The organism is Paracoccus sp. SM22M-07, from assembly GCF_001887735.1.
Taxonomy (GTDB): Bacteria; Pseudomonadota; Alphaproteobacteria; order Rhodobacterales; family Rhodobacteraceae; genus Paracoccus.
This window is the reverse complement of the sequence record NZ_JPKW01000010.1, coordinates 1-20,150: the sequence shown is the minus strand read 5'-3', so window position 1 is coordinate 20,150 and position 20,150 is coordinate 1. Positions and strand designations below refer to the sequence as shown.

Sequence of the window (20,150 nt, the reverse complement as noted above, 5' to 3'; positions counted from 1 at the left end):
GGCAATTTACACTATTCTCAAATCTATACGAAGACTTACGACTATTTTACATTATCGGATAAAACTTTCGCACCAATTAACCAAAAATTTTCAGATTGACCGATGCTTTTACATCGGGAAATTTCTGGCGCCATAACTAATAAAATGTTAATATTCTATGAGTTAGCGGATGCTGCGCAAGTGGCTCTGCATGGCACGTCAGTATGTCAGGGGTGATTATGTTTTTTCTACCCAAAGGTGTATCCCGCGCTAGAATCCGCGAAGCTGAAGCCGCTCGGCGAAACAGGTTGGAGATCGTCCAGGCCCTTTCGACTGGACAGGTGACCCGAAGAGAACTGGTCAAATGGGGAATCTTCACCACCGGAGGCGCATTGGCCTGCATCAACGGTCTAAGTCCCTATGCACCCAGTGTCTATGCCGCCACCCTGCCGACGGGAATTCCCAGAAGTCCGCTTTTCGGGGCCAAGCCCTTCACCCAACCGTTGCGGCGTCTCAACCTTCAGACGCCTCTGCCTCTGACGCCGCGGCTTGAAAACGGGGAAACCGTTCTGGATTTCCCGTCGGGCGGTGAGTTGCCGGCCCGTCGGCTGTCCTATCATACTGAATTCACCGAAAGCCGGGGCCAATTGTTCACCAATCCTTGGAACGATCACGGGCCTCAGGACGGACGGCCGCCCGGTGAATATTTCGCCCATCAGCGGTGGAATGAATTCCTTCCCAAAGTTGCATACATGATGTCTTTGGCGCCCATCGAGAGCAATATCTCGTTCCACGACAATTTCCCCGAACAGGACGATAACAAGATTTGGTCGTTCGGAGAAGGGCGGACGGGGAAATCCACGATGCCGCCGCCTTTGATCAAGATGCGGTATGGCGAACCCGCCATTATGAGAAGCTATAATATGCTTCCGGAAAATCCGTATGAAAATGGCGGATTTGGATCGAACAGTCAGGCGACCCATAATCACAATGGGCATAATGCCTCGGGAAGTGACGGGGCGTCGAATGCGCATCATTATCCCGGGCAGCTCTATGATTATCATTGGACCACCTGTCTGGCCCGGGCGGACATGATCAACACCTCGGCGGCGCATAACAGCGCGTCGGGTCCTGACGGCAATGGCGGGCTTGTGAATGTGGCCGGCGATTACCGGGAACTGCAGGGATCGATGTGGTTTCATGACCACCGCTTCTTCTATACCGCCGAAAACGTGTACAAGGGTCACATCGGCGCCCTGAACTACTATAGCGGGCCGGATCGCGGCAATGAAACCATCCAGGACGGCGTCAACCTGAGATTGCCGAGCGGCTCGGAGCTGGATTGGGGCAATATCGACTTTGACGTCAACCTGATCGTGTCGGATGCCGCGCTGGACCAGGATGGCCAGTATCAGTTCGATATCTTCAACACGGTCGGCTTCATTGCCGATCAGGTTCTGGTCAACTTCACCTACAAGCCGTTCTTCGAGGTTCTTCCCCGCAAGTATCGCTTCAGGATCCTGGCCGGCAGCATGTCGCGGTTCTGGAAGTTCGCGCTGGTCAACAGCACGGGAAAACTTGTTCCGATGACCGTGATTGCGACGGATGGAAACTTCCTTCCCGAACCGGTCACCGTCACGTCGCTTGACTGGCAGAGCGTCGGAGAGCGTTTCGACGTGATCGTGGATTTCTCGATGTTCCCGATCACCAGCCGACTGCGGTTGATCAACATGCTGGAGCATGAAGACGGCAACCGGGCCAAGGGTCAGGTCAGTCTTCGTGATACGCTTCGGGGCAATTCTGCAGACCCGGCCGTCGGGGACGTCATGCAGTTCCGTGTCGTGGGCGAGGTGGAAAGCGTGGACGCACCCGGCAAGGTGCATAGGGCATCCGACATCGACCGCAGCGTCGTTCCCGCGAAACTGACGGATGTCATTCCGATCGAACAGCCGGTGCGCGAGCGGGTCATCGAATTCAAGGGCGCCGATGGCCTGGCTGATGAGCTGACCGGCGAATGCTTCCCCGATTGCGGCGAGAAGGAAAGCTTTGGCTATACCCTGAAGATCAACGGTGAATCGAACCATTTCCTGAATGCCAACCGGATTTCCATGCTGATCCCACGCCCAGGAGAGGTCGAGCATTGGACCATCATCAATGGCGGCGGCGGGTGGGACCATCCGATGCATCTTCACTTCGAAGAAGGTCGGACCATCAGCCGGGGCAGCAGGGCGCTGACCGCCCTGGAACGGAATTCGCGCAAGGATGTCTGGCGGCTTGGCGTGAACGGCAAGCTGAAGATCCAGGTGCGGTTCGGAGAGTTCGGCGGGGCCTATGTCACGCATTGCCACAATACCGTCCATGAGGATTGGGCCATGCTGATGCGCTATGACGTCCTGACGGATCAAAAGAACGACAAGGTTTCCGAGACGCATCGGTCGGTCATCCCGACACCCAGCCCGTCGCCCAACGGCGTCACCTATGTCACGCCGGAAATCCTGCCCGAGGGCAACCCGTTCGCCAGATCGTTCAGGCCATTCCCCAAAGGCCGGATCTAGATCCGGCCCCACGCTTCCGGACTGGCCGGCGTGGCGGGGTCATCGTCGCGCGCAAGCAGTCGAACGAATATCCGGCGCTGAAACACCACGATGAATGATCCCTCTGCCACCCGCAGTCTGGAAGGAGCAAGTCATGCCCGATGCACGTCGTTCCTGGTGGAACCAGAGGAAGCGGATCCGTTCCTGTCTTCTGGGCCTGGTTGCCGCTTCGGCATTGTCCGTTGTGACGACCGGGGCCGCGAAGGCGCAATGGGACGGGTCCTATTTTCCGAACGTCGAACTGGTGAACCAGGATGGCAAGGCGGTTCGCTTTTGGGACGATCTTCTGCGCGACAAGATCGTGGTGGTGAACTTCGTCTATACCGATTGTCCGGATATCTGCGGGCTGGCGACGGCGCGAATGGCCCAGGTGGTCGATTGGCTGAGCGAGAGGATCGGCAAGGACATCTTCGTCTACTCGATCTCGCTTGACCCCGAAACGGACACGCCGCAGCGGTTGAAGGCGTTTGCCGATGCCTTCCAGGCTCCGGAGGGTTGGATGTTCCTGACAGGCAGCCCGGAAAATGTGGACATCGTTCGCTTCAAGATGGGAGAGCGCAGCGAAAGCCTGGCGCAGCATCGCACCGACATGGTCATCGGCAATGCCGCGACCGGTGAATGGCGCCGGGCGTCTTTGATGGGCAGCCTTGTCGTCCTGACCGAGGAGATCCTGTCCCTGGATCCGGAATGGTCGCGTCCGCGCGCTGAATTTGCCACCACGCAAGAAGCGCTGGTCATCGACAACACCCGCGGAGAGGGTCTGTTCTTCAGCGGCTGCGCGGCGTGTCACACCATCGGCGAAGGCATCCGTGTCGGGCCGGATCTCTCGGGGGTGACATTGCGCAGGGATCCGGCATGGCTGACGGAATACCTGATGGCCCCGGACCGGATGCTTGCCCGCAAGGACGACGTGGCGGTTGCGCTCGATAGGGCCTTTCCGGTTGTCCGCATGCCGAACCTTCAGCTGAATGACACCGATGTGGACGACCTGATCCATTACCTTTCGGCCCAAACGGACCTGCTGGGTCAGCCGCAAGAGGTGTCGGGTGACGATCACGCAGGCCATTCGCATCACGACCATGGCGGGCATGCGGATGGCCATGGGCACGCCACGCATTCTCACTGAATATCTTGTCGCAACCGGCGGCCCTTGGGCGTCAGGCAACCCGTGTCAGACCGTCACCCGCCAATGATCCACAGCAGGAAAAAGCTGGCGGCCAGCCATGGGCCAAAGGCCAGCGTCCCATCGGTGTTGCGCGACAGAAGGGTCTGAACCGCCACCTGTGTCAGGCCGCCAAGCGCCGCAATCAGCACCAGCACGGGCAGCATCTGCCATCCCAGCCACGCGCCCGCCGCCCCTAGCAACTTTGCATCCCCCAAGCCCAACCCCTCATGGCCTCGCAGCCTGAAAAAGACGCCGCCGATCGCCGCGAAAATCAGATAGCCCGATGCGGCACCGATGGCCCGGTCCCCCAACACCCGGAACGGCGCGCCCGAATGGACGTCCCATGCCGCCAGCGCCAGCCCCCCGATGATCAGCGGCAGGCTCAGGATATCGGGGATGCGCCGGAAGCGGATATCGGTGATGGCGATGGCAAGCAGCGTCGCCGCGAGGCAAAACGAGATGAGCATAAGCGACGCTATCCCAGCCCATGAATTGGCAAAAGCCTTGGGTAACACGCGCTGGTCATTTTGTTGTCTTGGTCAAAGCGTGGCAGCGCCTTTCCGGCGGCGTCCAGACGCGTCTTGGCTGCAAAAGCCATGGCCAGGGTTTCGGTGACGGCGCCCTGCCGGACAGCCGTTGGGGACGCCTGTCTTCAGATGGCAAGGGATGCCGGACATGGATACTGTCACGCCACATCCGGACTATGATCGCGACGATGCGCCGCGATTGGTGCGCAGCCATATGACGACCTGGGGCCAGTTCAAAAGCCGCCCCTGAACGGCGTCTCGCGAGCCACTACGGCGACGGCGGGTCGTTCGTCGGGTTCCGCCGCGCGCTGGATCAGCGCGATCGATTGCTGAACGGTCCGGCCCACCTGCACGGTCGCCGTCACCCGGAACCACGACGAGGTGAAGCCCGTCCCCGGCAGCAGGACCTGCTGCGCATCCGCCACATCCTCGGCCGTCAGCAATCCGTTGCGGTCGCGTATCGCGACAAGCGATGTGGCCTGGTCCGGGGTTTCGGCCAGCGCGCCGATGACCCCCGGCGATGCGGTGTTGAGGTTCACGTCGGTCGAACTGGGCAGGACGGTCAGAAACTCCGACAGCTGGTCTACCTCCTGCGCGGTAAGCCCGGCCTGGATGATCAGGTCCTCAAGCCGGTCCAGGGGCTGCTGTTGTGCCAGCCGGGCGATGATCCGTGCCGCCACGTCGGGCGGCAGGGTCAGCGCCCGGCCCACCCGGTCCAGCACCTGCGCCCCAAGCGCGCCGCGAATCGCGTTGCTGTTCAGATTGATGCGCGATTGTGCATCCTGAATGGCCAACGCAAAGCTGCCCTGTGCAATGGCGATGGGTTCCTGGGCGATCTGCGCCCAAGGTTCGGACAGGTTGTCGGTCTGTGGGGCCTCGGCCATGTCGCGGGTCAGGGCCGCGATCAGGCTGGCCTCGCCCGCGGCGATCAGGGCCTGTGCCTGTCCTGCCTCGCTGAACCGCTGGCTGCGGGCGATCGACAGATCCGACAGGCTGATCGTCGCATAGAGAACCGACGATGCCAGGGCCAGCATGACCAGCACGTTGATCAGCACGACGCCATCCTGCGGGCCGCGGGCCGCCATCAGCGCGGCTCGGAGGGCAATGTGGCGACGCGGCGCAATTGCCGGTCGTCGGTCAGTGTGATCGTGGCCGCCACCGCCACCGGATTGAGCGGGCGCTGCGACGGTTCCCGGGTCGCGTCCGCAGGGGGCCATTCTTCGATCCATCCCACGCCCGGATCATAGAATTGCCACGCGATCGCCGACACATCGTCGAACAGGGGCTGGCGTGCCACGGGATCTCCGCTGGCCGAGGCGACATCGCGCGACACCATGCCGTCCCGCAGCTGATAGGTCAGCGTGATCCAGCCCGCGTCGGTTTCGGGGGCGCTGCGGGCGATGGACAGAAACACCCCTTCGTCGCCCGCCTGCCAGGACAGGGTGCCGGACCGCGCCTGCCCAAAATCGGTGGACAGCAGGTACATCCCGCGCTGCATCTGGCCCAGACGGTCCAGCCGTCCCTCGGTCCGGGTCTGGGTGCGCAGGATCTGATCCAGGATGCCGAATCCCGCCCCGCTGATCAGCGCGAACAGGACCAGCGCCACCAGCACTTCGACCAGCGTGACCCCCGCCGTGGAAGATCGCTGGACGGGGGGCATCAGGTGCCGGTCACCTCGCCCAGGGCCTCGATGCCGCCTTGGGCGATGCCCAGCACGGTCAGATCGCGCTGGCAGCGGCCATCTTCGGCAAAGCGGAAGTTGCCCAGGACGCCGGTGAATCCCGCCCGCCGCAGCAGGCCCTTGCGGTTCAATTCGCCCGCATTGCCCATGCCTACGGAAATCAGGGCCGCATCATAGCCCAGTGCCGCGATGACGCCCGGCGCTTCGCCGAAGGCGGCTTGGAATTGGTTCGCGAAGGGCTGGAACAGGATGGGTGGGGCTGCGGCAAACCAGGCCCCCAACAGGTTCGGGTCGGTTGCCGAATCGGACACGCCCCACTGGACCGAACCCAGCACCTGCATGCCGCTGCCTTGCAGCTGTCGGCCGAATGCGGTCAGGGTCGCGCCGCCATCGGGCAGGAACACCGCTTGCGGCAAGGTGCCGCCACTGGCGCCTTGGATCGCCGCGACCAGTCCGGGCTGTTCGGGGTCGCGCAGCAGCGTTGCCGTCAACGTGATGCCGCCGCCCCGCGCGATGCCCATCGCGGATGCGACCGAAGCCACGCCAAGAGGCGTATCGCGCGCAACCAACGCGATCCGCGTGATTCCCTGCGCGCGGGCATAGCTGAACATCGTCGAAACCGATTGCGCGGGTGTGATGCCCATGACGAACGCGCCTTGCTCGCTCAGCCTGTCGTCGTTGGAAAACGTCACCACCGGCACATTGCCCGCGACCGCCAGCACGGCAGGCGTTTGATCGCCCCGCAGCGGCCCCATCAGCATCCGCGCGCCCCCGGCCAGCGCCCTGCGCGCGGCCTCGGCGGCGCCATCGGGCGTATCGGCCGTGTCAAAGACCGCGGGTGCGGCGGATGGATCCAGTCCCTGCGTTACCAGCGACGCGGCCCGTCCCATATTCTGGCCCACGGCGGACAACGATCCCGACAGGGGCAGCAGCAGCGCCGCGTCCCGCCCCCCCACGCCGGGTCCGATGGATGTCATCGCCCCGCCGCCGCAGGCCGCCAGCGGCATGGCCAGGGGAAGCGCCCAGGATGCCAGAAGCGATCGGCATATGGACCGGCGGGAAATCGCGGCTGCGGACGGTTGCTCTGTCGTCATCGGTGGTTCTCCTTGGAATCATCGCGCTGCGCGTCGGTCTTGTCTGATCCATGAAAGCGCGGCTGACCCGCCATCCGTCAACCCTGCCTTTGGGCAGGATGGGGGTATCAGGACGGGTGATCCGTGGGTGGCCGATCTGCTGCAGGGCATGCGGCAGATCGGCGTCAGACCACGGCAAGGCTGTTCATCGACACGATGGGCAGCAGGATCGCCAGCACCATGATCATCACGAAGCCGCCCATGACCAGCAGGATCGCCGGTTCGACCAGCGCCACCAGCGCACGTATCCAGGCATCCAGATCGCGCTGCTGATCGGTCGCGGCCCGTTCCAGCGCGTCGCCCAGGTGACCGCCCGCCTCGCCGCTGGCGACCATCGCGATCAGCATGGGGGGAAAGATGCCGGCCTCCTCCATGGCACGTTTCAGGCTGGTGCCCTGTCGGACCTTTTCGGTGGCTTCCTCGACACGGCTGCGCACGAAGCGATTGGGCGTGACGTCAGAGGCGGCGGCCAACGCCTCGATCAGCGGCACGCGGCTTCGAACCAGCGTGGCCAACGTGCCGGCGAACTGCGATGCGTTCATGCGCTGCACGACGCGGGCGGTGGGGCGGTGGGTGGCCAGAACCCGGTGCCAGCGCAGGCGGTTCCGCCCGATTGCCAGCCAACGTCGGAACCCGAAGGCCGCCGCCGCCATCACCGCCACCGCGATCAGCCCATAAGCGCGCACCCAGTCCGATACCGCGATCAGCGCCCGCGTCAGAAAGGGCAGGTCCGCCCCCCGCGCGCTGAAGACGCGCATGATGTCGGGAACCACGAAGGCCATCAGCAGCATGATGATGGCCAGACTGACAAGGGCCAGCAGGGCGGGATACAAAAGCGCCAGTTGAACCGTCTGGCGGTTGCGGGCGCGGTTTTCGACGAAATTTGCCAGATGGGCCATGACCTGATCCAGCCGACCCGACTGTTCACCGGCCCCGACCGAGGCGCGGTAGAAGTCCGAAAAGACCTGCGGATAGCCGGTCAGCGCCTCTCCGAATGACTGCCCCTCCAGGACCGCGCCGCGCACCGTCAGCAGGACGCCCGCGACCTTGGGCGGCTGGCCCGCGGCAATGGCCGACAGCGCATCTTCGACCCGCAGGCCCGCGCCCAGCAGGGTGGACATCTGGCGGGTGATCAGCGTCAGCGCCGACAGGGGGATGCGTGTGCCCCGGCTGCGACGGGGTGCGAAGGCGCGTCCGTCCCGGTCGGGTCCGGCTTTGGCGGGCACCACCCCCTCGACCTCCAGCGGCAGCAGGCCCAGCCTGCGCAGCCCCTGACGCGCCGCGGCTGCGGTCGTGGCCTCGAACATGCCGGTTTGCGATCTGCCTGCGGTGTCGATGGCCTTGTATCGGAACGCGGCCATGGCCTCAGACCTTCTGCACGACGCGGGCGACATCCTCGACGGTGGTGATCCCGGCGCGGATCTGACGCAGCCCGTCGGCCACCAAGGCGGGTCCGTCCCGGCGTGCGGCATCGGTCAGGTCGGATTCGGACGCACCTTGATGGATCAGCGCTTCCAGATCCCGGTTGATCGCGATCACCTCATAAATGCCGGCCCGCCCGCGATAGCCCAGATCATGACAGGCGGCACAGCCTGCCGCGCGGAACACCGTCTCGCCCGGGATCAGCCCGTCGATCAGCGCGGCATCGTCATGGGTTGCGGGCCCGGGACGGCGACATTCGGGGCACAGGCGCCGGACCAGCCTTTGGGCCACGACGCCGATCAGGATCGGCGCCAGCAGAAAGCGTTCGACGCCCATGTCGATCAGCCGCGACACGGCGCCGATGGCGGTGTTGGTATGCAGGGTCGACAGGACAAGATGCCCGGTCATGGCCGATTCGACCGCGATCTGGGCGGTTTCGCGGTCGCGGATCTCGCCCACCATGATCACGTCGGGGTCCTGGCGCAGGATGGCCCGCAACCCGCGGGCAAATGTCAGGTTGGTGCGGTCGCTGACCTGCATCTGGCCGATCCCATCCACGGAATATTCGATCGGGTCCTCGACCGTCATGATGTTGCGGGTGCGGTCGTTCAGGTGATCCAGCGCCGCGTAGAGCGAGGTCGTCTTGCCCGACCCGGTCGGCCCCGTGACCAGCAGCATGCCGTCGGGACGCGCCAGAAGGCGGGCAAAGATGTCCGCGTCGCGCGGACTCATGCCCAGACGGTCCAGCCCCAGGCGGGTCTGGTCGCGATCCAAGAGGCGCATCACCACCCGTTCGCCATATTGCGACGGAATGGTCGAGACGCGGACATCGACCTCGTGGCCGCCCACGCGCAGCGAGACGCGCCCATCCTGCGGCAGGCGCTTTTCGGCGATGTCCAGCCGGGCCATCACCTTGATGCGGCTGACCAGCAGGGGCGCCAGCGCGCGTTTGGGTTCGACCATCTGGCGCAGGATGCCGTCGATGCGGAACCGTACGACAAGGCGTTTCTCTTGCGTTTCGATATGGATGTCGGATGCGTTTTCGCGGATCGCCTCCAGCAGAAGGGCGTTGATCAGGCGCACGACGGGTGCGTCGCCCGATTGGTCCAGCAGGTCGTCCACCACGGCGGCCGTATCGGCCAGCGATGTCAGATCGTCGTCATCGCCCGCCGCATCCGATGCGTCCGACGCGTTGTCGCGATAGGCCTGCGCCAGCCGCGCATCGAAATCGGCCTGGGTGACGGGGGCAAGACGCAGGGCGGGGCCGGACAGACGACGCACCTCCGCCACGGCAGTAAGGGGGGCTGCGGGGCGGATGACGCAGACCGGACCCTCGGCGCCCTGTTCCAGCAGAACCCCGTGCTGGCGGGCAAAGGCATAGGGCAGGCGCATGTCCACCGTCATTGTTCCAGCACCATGATCGCGTTGACCGTTCCCGGGGCGGGGCGGCGGGACAGGTCCAGTTCGATGGCCCGCAGGCCGCTGTCGCGGTCCATCGCCTCCAGCCACAGGACCAGCGTCTGGAAGGCCGCGTCGTCCAGGGTGACGCGGATGCGTTCGCCCGCGGGCTCCAGTCGGCGGATCGTCAGGTCGAACCTGGCCGCGGCCTCGGTCACGATGGCGTTGAGCGCGCGGGCATCCACCGGCGCTGCAGGCGCCGCACGCGCGCCGCCCGATTGCAGCGCGACCAGCGCGCGGTCATAGAGCGCGATCTGCTGACGGGCGTCCTGACGGCGCGACTGGATCGGTTGCCAGATCAGCGTGACGGCGACCCAGATCAGCACCATCGCCGCGCCGATGCCCAGCAACCAGCGTTCGCGCGGCGTCCGTTCCATCAGCCAGTCAGCGATCGACCCGGTCATGGCGCACCCCGGGAAACCGTCATCTGAACCTCGGCCGCGCCCTCGCGGGTGGTGGCGGCACCCGCTTGAACGGACAGGCCCGCAGTTTGCAGGGCGACCTCGATCTGTTGCAGGGTGGCCAGGTCAGGGGCCTCCAGCGTCATCGTGATGGTGTCCTGCACGTAGCTCAGATCGGACAATGTAACCTGTCCCGCATGAGCGGCCATCGCGGCAAAGGCCTCGGGTGCCAGATCCAGAAACCCCGTCTTCGGTGCGGCCCCCAAGGCGCTCAGGGCCTGCGACAGGCTGGCCGCCAGATCCGCGCCGACCGGCTGCCCCGCGGCGGCCAAGGCGGCGCGCAGATCATCCTCGCGCGCGCTTTGGATGCGGGTCAGGGCGACCATGTCCACGGTGGCGATCAGCAGATGGCCCAACAGGAACGCCGCAAGGACGCGCAGGGCCAGACGCAGCCGGCGCGGAACGTGGACGCCACCCGCCGGCCCGATCGCCGTCATCAGGTCGAATCGCGCCAGATCGGGATCAAGGGCGGGGGGCAGGGGCAAAGTCTCGGCGACCGCCATTCCGTCGGGCAACGCACCGCCAAAGAAACGCAGCGGCGGCGACCCCGCCATCGCCCATAACAGGGCCGCGCTGGCCGGATCGGTCGCAAGGCCCGTCCCGTCGGCAAGACGCACCAGCACGCGCCCGTTCTGGCTTTGGACCGCCCAGCCGGTATCGGGGATGGGCAGGCGCAAGACGTCGGGCAGCAGCCTGTGTCCTTGCGGCACGGTCGCCTCGGCCAGCACCTGGCGGGCCACCACCGCGACCAGCCAACGCCCGTTGGCCATCTGCGGGCCCAGGACGACATGAACCTGATCCAGGGGTTGGGCCAGATCATCCTCGACCGCGAAACCGATCGCCGTCCGGCGCTGAGATGCGGACATGGCGGGCAGGGCAACCGACAGCAGAAGAACGTCTTCCGAGGGCAGAAATGTCACGCCGTTCGGCACGGCACCGGGCCGGGTGGCGATCAGGGGGCTGGCCACGTCATGGTCGGGCAGGGCTGCTGCAGAGAACGTCGCATTCATCTGTTGCCAGTTCGCTTGCTATGATGCGCGATTGCCTTATGCTGATGATAAGATGCCAAACGACGCACGGTTTCAAGGGATATGAGGCCGCGCCCACCATATCCGCATAGCAGGCCGAACCATGCCTCTGACGCCTTGGTGCCCCCGTAAAATCCGCCTCGCCGACAGCGGCGTGACATTGATCGAGATGATGGTCGTGCTGGTCATCATCAGCGTCGTGGCCGCCCTGGTCGTGCCCCAGGTCATCGGTCGTCCGGACGAAGCGCGCGTCACCGTCGCCGGAGCCGACATGCGGACCATTTCCTCCAGCCTCGAGATGTACCGGCTGGACAACCGGACCTATCCGACCACGGCGCAGGGGCTGTCGGCACTGGCGTCGCCACCCGTTCAGGCACCGTTGCCGGCGAACTGGGCCACGGGTGGTTACCTGCCCGCCGTGCCCGCCGATCCATGGAGCAACCCCTATGAATATCGATCACCCGCGGAAACGGGCCCTTACGAGATCCTGTCCCTGGGGGCAGACGGCGTGCCGGGGGGCGAGGGCGTGGATGCCGATATCCGTCACGGTCCGGGCGTCGCAACCGCGGGTGCGGGCCAATGACGACAGGTCGCCATCCCGGCAGGCCCCTGCGTGACCGTCAGGCGGGCGTGACCCTGATCGAGGTGATGGTGGTGCTGGTCGTGGTGGGCATTGCCGCCGGTGCCACGGTCATGGGTCTGAACGGTGCCGACCGCAGCGCCCGGGCGCAGTCCGAGGCGGTACGCCTGTCGCGTCATCTGTCGCTGGCCGTGGACGAGGCGCTGGTTTCGGGGCTGGCCCTGCGGCTGGTCTGGGACGCGGGCGGATATTCTTTTCAGCAATGGCAGGCGGCCGGTGACGAATGGGGACCGGCCCCGGTTCCGGCATTGGCCGCCCGCCACGACATCCGCCCGCCATTGCGGATGGGGCTTGCCGATGGTGGTGCCGCGGTCCTGATTTCCGCAAGCGGCAGCGGCCCCTTCCGGCAGATCCTGTTCGCCGGAACGGGTGTGCCCTGGGCCGTGGGCTTTGACGGCTTCACGGCGCTGGCCACAGCACAGGCGCCATCATGACACGCGCGCCCGATGCCGGTTTCACCCTGATCGAGACGCTTGTCGCGCTGGCGATCCTGGCGATGTCCGCCGTGGCCTTGCTGAGCGCCACCGAGGCGCATATTCGCACTATTGCGGCGCTGGAGACGCGCGCCGCCGCGCAATGGGTGGCCGAAAACCATCTGGCCGAACTGTCGGTGGGGGCGAAACCCGATGCCGACGCCGCGCCGATGCTGGGCATTGCGCTGTCAATCACGGACACACGCAGCCCGACCAGCGACCCCGATCTTGAACAGGTCGATCTGGCGGCATCCGATCGCGCAGACGGAATCGTTTACGCCAGATTGACGGGCTTTGTGGTGCGGGGGTCGGAACCATGACGGGCACGGCCCACATCGGTGGTCACATGCAGGCACGGGCGGGACGGGCAGGGGTCTGGATGCTGACATCGGCGTCGCGGGCGGTCATCGCAGGCAGGGAAGGTTCGGCGGCCAGCTACCAGATCGGCGCGCAGGTGCGGGGCGATATCAACCTGGTCGAAATCAATCCCGATCACATCGTGCTGCGCGTCGACGGACGGCCGCAGACCCTGTCGTTTCCCACCAGAGCGACCGCCCCGGCAACCGCCAACCCTACGATCAAGGAGGTGACCGAAGCTGCGCCGACGGGTCCATCCAATGCGGCCAGACAGGTGATCGGGTCTTCCCCGGCCTCGCGGCAGGCCAATGCGACCGGCGTTCGGGATGACCGGAAAGCCACGCCGCCATCGGATGTCGTTCCAATGATCTTGCAGGCTGGTATGCATCCGCATGACATGCTCATATCGACGAAGGGCAGTCAGGTGGGGGCCATGAAAGCTGACCGGCAATTTCACGATCAGGTTGCTGAATCGGGCCGTGCTGATGTCGACATGCGGCGCGGCGGACGGGTGATCGTCTTGGGGCTCTCTCTCGGATGATGGGGATGACGGGTCGATTTGCCCTTGCGGTCCTGTGGTTGGGGCTGGGTCTTGCGGGCCAGGCTGTTGCCCAGGTGGCGGACACCCCCGCCCCGGCCACAGGCGAACCGGCCATCATCGAAGAAACGGTCCTCCCTCCGCCAGAGGAGCCTGCCGCCCCCGGTCCGTCCGAGGCGACGCCGGTCGAAGGCCTGTCCCCCGAGGCATATGTCCCCCTTCCCGCAATCGGGTCTGACGATCAGGTCTTGCCCGATTCTGGCCCGACCTTTGTCATCAACCTTCGCGACGCCGACATCCGGTCATTGTCCGAACAGGTGTCTGAAATCACCAGCCGCACCCTGGTGCTGGACCCCAATGTCACGGGGGTGGTGACGGTGATCTCGACCACTCCGCTGACGGCGGCGGGGGTGTGGGACCTGTTTCAGTCGGTTCTGTCCGTGCAGGGATTCGCGGCGCTGCCGGCGGGGGATCTGTGGCGCATCGTTCCGCAGGCCGCCATCCGCGAGGGCGGGACGACACCTCAGGAAACGCCCAATCCCGGGCGGCTGGACGTGATCACCGAATTGGTGCCGCTGCGCAACTTCCCGGCCGCGACCGCCGTCGCCGCCCTGCGCCCGCTTGTCGCCAGCTTCGGCTATATCGAGGCGATCGTGGATACCAACACGCTGGTCGTCACCGACACCGCCGAAAATGTCCGCCGGATCGAGGATATCGTCCGCGCACTGGATGTCGACAACGGGCAGGAGGTCTATTCGATCCGCATCCGCAACGCCGACGCGCAGGAGGTCGGTGCCGCATTGCAGGGCGCACTGGGATCGGCCGTCGAGGGAGCGGCGGGAAATACCCTGATCCCGCGCGTGACCGTCGATGCGCGGTCGAACACGATCCTTCTGAACGCCGATTCCAGGACGATCGAGGTGGCCCGCGACATCGTGGCCGATCTGGACGTGCCGGGCCCGCCGGTTCCTTCGGTCCTGCCCGTCACGCGGGTCTACAGCCTGCGCTTTGCCGATGCGGAATCCATGGCCGAGGTGTTGCAAGGGTTGGTCGGTTCCGGGGGGATCGCGACCAACCCCATTGCGGAATCGCTGCCCGATCCCGATTTCTTCTCGGGTGAGGTCGTCGATGCCACCTTGGGGCAGCTGGCCACCGCGCCGCCGGTGTCCTCCCTGCAGGCCGAAGATATCTCGATCCAGGCGGTGGTGGATTCCAACGCCGTCGTCGTGCGCGCCCGCGCCGAGGTGCAGGCCGATCTGGCCGCCCTGATCGGACAGTTGGACCAGCGCCGGCCCCAGGTCCTGATCGAGGCCGCCATCGTCGAAGTGTCGGGCGATATCGCCGAGGCCTTGGGTGTGCAACTGGGGTTCGGCGCCGCCGCACCGCCCGCCGGGTTCGCGGCGACGTCCTTTTCGCCGGGCGGGCCGACCTTGCGCAACATCCTGACATTGCTGGGCACGCGCGTCGCCGGAAGCGTTTCGCCTCAGGGCCTCTCCATCGGTCTGTCGAACGAGGATGAGTTTGGCATCCTTCTGCAGGCGCTTGGATCATCGACGAAGGCCAATCTTCTGTCGAACCCGTCGATCACCACGCTGGACAACCAGGCCGCCGAGATCGTCGTGGGTCAGAACGTGCCGTTCCGCACCGGGTCCTTCACCAGCGAAGGATCGACACAAAACACTATCGAACGGCGCGACGTGGGCATCACCATGCGGGTCATTCCGCGCGTCAATCAAGGCGACGTGGTGCAGCTGGACATCGAACAGGAGGCATCGTCGCTGGCACAATCGACCGTGCAGGGCGCCGCCGATCTGATCACCAACACCCGCAGCATCAAGACCACCGTGCTGGCCGACAATGGCGGTACCATCGTGCTGGGCGGATTGATCTCGGATGACAGGCAGTCGACCCAGACCGATGTGCCGGGCCTCAGCCGCATCCCCGTGGTGGGCGGACTGTTCCGGTCGCGCCAGGAATCCGCTCGCCGCCAGACGCTGTTCGTCTTCCTGCGCCCGACCATCTTGCGAACAAGGGGCGACGCCCAGGCCATCGCCGGCAGCCGGTTCCAGCGCCTGCGCGCAATCGAGGCAGTCCCCCCGCATCAAGGAAGCCTGCTGCTGGCGCCTAAACCCGTCCAGCGTCTTCCGGTCGAGATCGACGGGCTTTATTGACGTCGGTCGCGGTCTGGTTCGATCCGGTGAAGACTGCGGTTCAGGTTCAGGGAGGTGACGACGCAAGCTAAACAGCGATGCGCAGGCGCCGAATTTTCGGCTCACTTCCCCTAGGCTCGCTGCAATGGGCGCGTGGCACGGACAATCAGGCTTCCAGCTTATGCAAAGGTTCTTTTTGTGCGCGCGAACTGGGTCAACGCATCTTCCGGCAACTGTTATTCTGAGAATTGCTGGTTTGGACGTCTGTGGTTGTGGGACCAAGCTGTAGAGCAAGCATCGGAGATCGCAGCAGGCTCGCATTCATGCAAACGGATCGTGGCCGTCCACAGTTCGGACGTCGACGGAACTACGTGGGGTATTGCACGACACCGCGTCCATGTTCGAATAAGCCCCGTAAATGGTCATTTCGTGCGACGACCCGGATGACAATTGTCGGTCAGGTGCCATCTCAGGCACGGATACCCGTGCAGGCAGCGCCAAGGCCCAGGCCATGGACGGACTTGGCACGGACTGGGTTTTCCCATGCATATCCTACAAGCTCCACGCCTTCTGCCACGGGCTTCACGCAATGCTCGAAGCAGCGCGGGACCTGCGTGCGGGAGGACTTGTCACCCAGGACATCGAGAGTATCGCCGTCGTGACCCATCCGCGCTGGCTTGTCGTCTGCGATCAGCCCCGGCCTGCCACCGGCCTTCAAGCCAAGTTCAGTTATCGTCTGACCGCCGCGATGGCGCTGGCCAATGTCGACACCGCCTCGCTTGATGTTTACAGCGATGCCACCTGTGCTCGCGACGACCTCCGCGCCTTGCGTGACCGCGTGACGGTGCAACCGGACCATACCCTTAGTGACTGCGAGGCACGGGTGCGGGTGCGCGCCCGTGGCGAGACCTTCGAGGCGCATCACGACATTCTCGGTGACGTCAACCCAGCAGGGATCAAGCCTCGCCTTCGGGCGAAGGCGGCGACGCTGCTCGGTCGCCAGGCCGCCGATGACCTTCGGGCTGCGATTGATGGGCTTGGAACGGCTGAGGGAGGGCTCGCGGTCCTGACGCAACGCATCGGCAAGCCGTGCACCACTGCTTAACGGTGCCGACTTTCTGGTCGTTCGGGATCTGGACCGGAAGATTAGGGAGCACGGGTCTGTCGCGCTAGCGGGGAGGGGTGAACTCCACCGCCCGAATGTCGCCGGTCGCCGTGTCCATCGCCAGATAGACCTTGCGGTACGGGCGGCGGCGTCGGGCGCCATGCTTCCTCGCCAGCCACTGTCGTTCATCGGGCTTGCGCGGCCGCACCGGGGCCACGGTCCCTCTTCATCCCAGAGCCTTGATTCCGGTGCCATCGACCAGCAGGTTTAGGGGTCAGGAACCCGACGCCGCGAAACCCAGAACTCAATTGTCTTCCGGCGGCAACTGAGCGTGGGGAAGTCCGGGTCCGGGCAGTCCAGACCAGCCATCTCGGGGAGGCGGCGACCATTCCGGTCGTTTGCGAAAACTGCAGGCCGACGAGCACACTGATCGTCAAACAGAACCGGATGGCGGCGTCGGAGAAGACCGGCGGACGTCCGGGCTCGACTGCCTTCGGCGCAAGCCAGTCCATGTCACGGTCCAGCCAGACGAGCAGAGATCCGCGCCGCTTCAGCGCGTCGCAATAGGATTTCCAGTTGGTCGTACGGTAGAGGGCGGGGTCGGACTTGCTCATGGCTGGCTCTCAACCCACCAGATTCACGCCGTGAACCCCGCAAGCTGATGGGATCTGCAACAACGCTATGATGGGCGCACACCTGCTCAGTTGAACTATTTCGCTTTAGTGGCCAAGGGTCTACAATCTATTAAGTTGAACATCTCACTTCTGAATTTGATCTCTGGATAAATTTTGAACGGCTAGACTAGTTATTCGAAAATATAGAGTATAACTCTTGTTATTCTTTAAGCGTGCATCACTTCACCCCATTCGCCCGAGGTTTACCGTCCGTCTTAGAGCAAGGATTCGTGCTTAATCTGTTCCACAAACCCTATCCTGACAGCGGATAGGGTTTGAAGGCTACTGGCTACGCATTCCCACAGCACTAGTGCAACTTAAACCTCTTCTCCCTTTTCTGCCGCATGTCATGCATTGCAAGTAAGATCAGAGGCTCAGGGTTGAGCGGGGGCTGTCAAAAGAATCTCTGGCCGATTATGCTTCCTGAAGATCAGCGAGCCAGCATAACCCTACTGCAAGGTTGGTCAAAAAACCCCATGAAAATAGAGAGCCGCCAATCGCACGCGTGATTACTTGGGGGATTTCGCCAAAAGGCTGCTGATTCTAGCTATGTCCCAATAAGAGAGACTTAAAGCAAAAGGGACAAGGCCGAGGATCATCAGCCGGCAGGGCGCTCACGAGAGTGGCTGGCCGAAGACTGTTCATCACCAGCAGGGTTGTGAACGGTGCTGCTGCAAATATTATGATATAATATGGACTTTTTGAGCATGCCTAGACGCTAAGACGATGCGGGATCTCCGTCAAAGCGAGGAACGCTTCGATGACCCTGCTAGCCCAAGGGACGCAGGTCAAGGCTGAAGAGAATATTTTAGCGGACCAACTCCACTTGCGCGATGTTGTGCGCAGCCATCCGGTCATGTACCAGAGCGGTATCAGCGCTGAGCAGCTCTTACCTCAACATGATTATTGAAAAAAACGAAGCTGCTTATGAGGATTATGCTCCCACCCATCATTTCCATAAATTCCTCAAGAATCAACTGCATAACTTTAGAGGGTAGTAGAGAATAATACATGGTTATTTCCATGAGAACTGCCCCAGATACGAGAACGCATAGACCAAAAACAAAAATTTGAAGTGATTCCTTGTAATTCAACCACATTTGCAAAATGTTATTGTAATTTATTGTTAAAATTAAAGAAAAAATTACCCCATATATTGTTATCCAAGCTCCCTGGTTGCCTCTGATCAGAGGTACAAATTGGGCATACTTTGCTGAAAGAGGAGTGAGCTTTTCATGAATTGACGAAGCTTCATCTGCCGATAAGAATATCAACCCCAAGCCTACAAGCAGGTAAAACCCAAGCCGAGGAGATCCTGGGCGGCGAAACCTAAGGGCAGCTAAAATGAACAATCCGCTCACCAGTAGCTGGCTTGAGGAATACCATGTCGGAATGCTTACTTCGCCATCAAGGTCAAACCATTGTTTTATCGTCCAGAAATCCAACGCTATCGAAATTGGAAACATAAACGAAAGGATAATATTAAAGAAAGTTAGGTAAATCAGAATGGTACGGGGTTGGACTGGGAAATAGATTTCATTATTTTTTTCCATTGCATCGGCGGCCTTCTGTTACAAAAAATTCATACTATTAGATTTCTTATCAAAAGGTAAACCCAGCACGTTACTTTCTAACCAAAAATACATCTTACAATGGCGTTATCGTAGCGCTTCTGCCTGTCGCGCAATTCACGCGGGCTGGCTGGATAGAAAAGCGTGCCTGCATGAGCAAACCTGATGACGTCACCAGCAACAAGGTTGTGCGGCAGCTCGAGGATCGCATCCGCGAACTTGAACGGCATCTCGGCCGCAAGACGCTTGAGGTCGAGATCCTGCGCGAGGCCCTGGACAAGTCACGCTCAAAAAATTGACCTTGCATGTGCGGTCGTCGCTGACAGGCGGTTTCCGGTGAAGGTCGTGGCAGAAACCCTTGGTGTGGCCCGCTCGAACCTGGTTGATCGACTGAAGGGTAGGACGAAGCCGCGCTGGCGCCCTGAACCGCTTCTGGTTTGCCGGAGGCTGGTTTTCGTTAGTGACGCAACCATGGTTTCGCTTCCAGAGCTGCGTGAAAGTTAGCCTCGGCTTCGGCTGGCGGGACGTTCCCGATGGACTCTAGCAGGCGGCGATTGTTTAACCAGTCGACGCATTCCAGCGCCGAGTATTTCACGGCCTCGAAGCTGCGCCACGGGCCGCGGCGGTGGATGACTTCCGCCTTGAAAAGGCCGTTGATCGTCTCGGCTAGGGCGTTGTCGGAACTGTCGCCGACGCTACCCACAAACGGCTCGATACCGGCCTCCGCGAAGCACACAGTGTAGCGAATAGACAGGTATTGCGAGCCCCTGTCGCTGTAATGAACCAGCCGCATTCCCCTTGCGGGACGGCGATCATCCACCGCCCGTTCCAAGGTATCGAGGACGAAGCCCGCATGCGCCGAGTTGCTGACAAGCCAGCCGACGATATTGCGGCCATAGCGCCGCTCCCGGTTCTCGCGTTTCCAGCGCCTTCATCTTTTCGGCCATCTCGCAGGAGACGAAGGCGTTTGCCGCTATCAACCTCGGCCTTCCTGACCCAATCGTTCAGCGTCTGCGGCACACAGCCGATTTTTTCCAAGATCGACAAGACCGCCTGCCACCGCGATCCATGCCGACCCTCATTGTCGAGGACCAGCTGGCCTGCCCCTATCGGGTGGTCCGGTTTCAATCTTAGTGCATTACGTGTCTTGTCGCTACAGCTGGGGTGGCCGGCGAAGCGGCTCCGGATGGCGAA

General features: G+C 63.0%; 17 protein-coding genes and 3 pseudogenes. 9 read left to right on the top strand and 11 right to left on the bottom strand.

Annotation, left to right across the window (positions count from 1 at the left end; all coding sequences use genetic code 11):
• Positions 1–218 precede the first annotated feature (218 nt).
• Positions 219–2,534, top strand: coding sequence for a multicopper oxidase family protein (locus tag IE00_RS13940; RefSeq protein WP_072297815.1), 2,316 nt, complete (start codon positions 219–221; stop codon positions 2,532–2,534).
• Between the two features lie 133 nt (positions 2,535–2,667).
• Positions 2,668–3,699: an SCO family protein gene (locus tag IE00_RS13935; protein WP_170864162.1), complete on the top strand. Its 1,032-nt coding sequence runs from the start codon at positions 2,668–2,670 to the stop codon at positions 3,697–3,699.
• A gap of 53 nt (positions 3,700–3,752) precedes the next feature.
• Here the strand turns inward: IE00_RS13935 and IE00_RS13930 are convergent, their stop codons facing one another.
• The 8 genes from IE00_RS13930 to gspL all read right to left on the bottom strand — a co-directional run bounded on the left by IE00_RS13930 (position 3,753) and on the right by gspL (position 11,430).
• Complete coding sequence (locus IE00_RS13930) at positions 3,753–4,205, bottom strand: A24 family peptidase (RefSeq protein ID WP_072297814.1); 453 nt, start codon at positions 4,203–4,205, stop codon at positions 3,753–3,755.
• A 293-nt stretch (positions 4,206–4,498) separates the two neighbouring features.
• The gene (locus IE00_RS13925) at positions 4,499–5,350 is read right to left on the bottom strand and encodes a general secretion pathway protein GspK (RefSeq protein WP_072297813.1); all 852 of its coding nucleotides are present in this window, start codon (positions 5,348–5,350) and stop codon (positions 4,499–4,501) included.
• Complete coding sequence (locus tag IE00_RS13920) at positions 5,350–5,925, bottom strand: type II secretion system protein GspJ (protein WP_072297812.1); 576 nt, start codon at positions 5,923–5,925, stop codon at positions 5,350–5,352. Before IE00_RS13920 ends, IE00_RS13925 begins: the two co-directional genes overlap by 1 nt.
• Positions 5,925–7,040: a penicillin-binding protein activator gene (locus IE00_RS13915; protein WP_072297811.1), complete on the bottom strand. Its 1,116-nt coding sequence runs from the start codon at positions 7,038–7,040 to the stop codon at positions 5,925–5,927. The genes IE00_RS13920 and IE00_RS13915 overlap by 1 nt, the downstream gene beginning before the upstream one ends.
• 164 nt (positions 7,041–7,204) lie before the next feature.
• On the bottom strand, positions 7,205–8,440 hold the full coding sequence (locus IE00_RS13910; RefSeq protein WP_072297810.1) for a type II secretion system F family protein: 1,236 nt from the start codon (positions 8,438–8,440) through the stop codon (positions 7,205–7,207).
• Positions 8,441–8,444: 4 nt separating this feature from the next.
• Positions 8,445–9,905: a type II secretion system ATPase GspE gene (gene gspE / locus IE00_RS13905; RefSeq protein ID WP_072297809.1), complete on the bottom strand. Its 1,461-nt coding sequence runs from the start codon at positions 9,903–9,905 to the stop codon at positions 8,445–8,447.
• Complete coding sequence (gene gspM, locus IE00_RS13900) at positions 9,902–10,363, bottom strand: type II secretion system protein GspM (RefSeq protein ID WP_072297808.1); 462 nt, start codon at positions 10,361–10,363, stop codon at positions 9,902–9,904. Before gspM ends, gspE begins: the two co-directional genes overlap by 4 nt.
• A complete protein-coding gene (gspL, locus tag IE00_RS13895) occupies positions 10,360–11,430 on the bottom strand; it encodes a type II secretion system protein GspL (RefSeq protein WP_072297807.1) in 1,071 nt (356 codons plus the stop codon). Before gspL ends, gspM begins: the two co-directional genes overlap by 4 nt.
• 121 nt (positions 11,431–11,551) lie before the next feature.
• On the opposite strand from gspL, the gene gspG reads away from it, so the two are divergent.
• From gspG to IE00_RS13865, 6 genes are all read left to right on the top strand, one after another.
• Positions 11,552–12,031: a type II secretion system major pseudopilin GspG gene (gspG, locus tag IE00_RS13890; protein WP_072297806.1), complete on the top strand. Its 480-nt coding sequence runs from the start codon at positions 11,552–11,554 to the stop codon at positions 12,029–12,031.
• Entirely contained in the window at positions 12,028–12,522 is a 495-nt protein-coding gene (locus IE00_RS13885) for a prepilin-type N-terminal cleavage/methylation domain-containing protein (RefSeq protein WP_072297805.1), read from the top strand. The genes gspG and IE00_RS13885 overlap by 4 nt, the downstream gene beginning before the upstream one ends.
• A complete protein-coding gene (gene gspI / locus IE00_RS13880; protein WP_072297804.1) occupies positions 12,519–12,881 on the top strand; it encodes a type II secretion system minor pseudopilin GspI in 363 nt (120 codons plus the stop codon). The genes IE00_RS13885 and gspI overlap by 4 nt, the downstream gene beginning before the upstream one ends.
• Complete coding sequence (locus IE00_RS13875; RefSeq protein WP_083554390.1) at positions 12,878–13,459, top strand: type II secretion system protein N; 582 nt, start codon at positions 12,878–12,880, stop codon at positions 13,457–13,459. The genes gspI and IE00_RS13875 overlap by 4 nt, the downstream gene beginning before the upstream one ends.
• Positions 13,460–13,464: 5 nt before the next feature.
• The gene (gene gspD / locus IE00_RS13870) at positions 13,465–15,627 is read left to right on the top strand and encodes a type II secretion system secretin GspD (RefSeq protein ID WP_083554388.1); all 2,163 of its coding nucleotides are present in this window, start codon (positions 13,465–13,467) and stop codon (positions 15,625–15,627) included.
• Between the two features lie 397 nt (positions 15,628–16,024).
• Complete coding sequence (locus tag IE00_RS13865) at positions 16,025–16,711, top strand: MmgE/PrpD family protein (protein ID WP_083554386.1); 687 nt, start codon at positions 16,025–16,027, stop codon at positions 16,709–16,711.
• Here IE00_RS13865 and IE00_RS13860 read toward each other — a convergent pair.
• Both IE00_RS13860 and IE00_RS19810 read right to left on the bottom strand, forming a co-directional pair.
• Positions 16,710–17,325: pseudogene (locus IE00_RS13860) on the bottom strand (IS5 family transposase); the annotation flags it as partial. The gene IE00_RS13865 and the pseudogene IE00_RS13860 overlap by 2 nt on opposite strands.
• Positions 17,326–18,257: 932 nt before the next feature.
• The gene (locus tag IE00_RS19810; protein ID WP_139291456.1) at positions 18,258–18,938 is read right to left on the bottom strand and encodes a hypothetical protein; all 681 of its coding nucleotides are present in this window, start codon (positions 18,936–18,938) and stop codon (positions 18,258–18,260) included.
• Positions 18,939–19,108: 170 nt separating this feature from the next.
• Between IE00_RS19810 and IE00_RS19525 the strand changes: the two are divergent.
• A pseudogene (locus IE00_RS19525) lies at positions 19,109–19,376 on the top strand (IS3 family transposase); the annotation flags it as partial.
• A gap of 37 nt (positions 19,377–19,413) precedes the next feature.
• Here the strand turns inward: IE00_RS19525 and IE00_RS19520 are convergent.
• A pseudogene (locus tag IE00_RS19520) lies at positions 19,414–19,854 on the bottom strand (DDE-type integrase/transposase/recombinase); the annotation flags it as partial.
• Between the last annotated feature and the right edge of the window lie 296 nt (positions 19,855–20,150).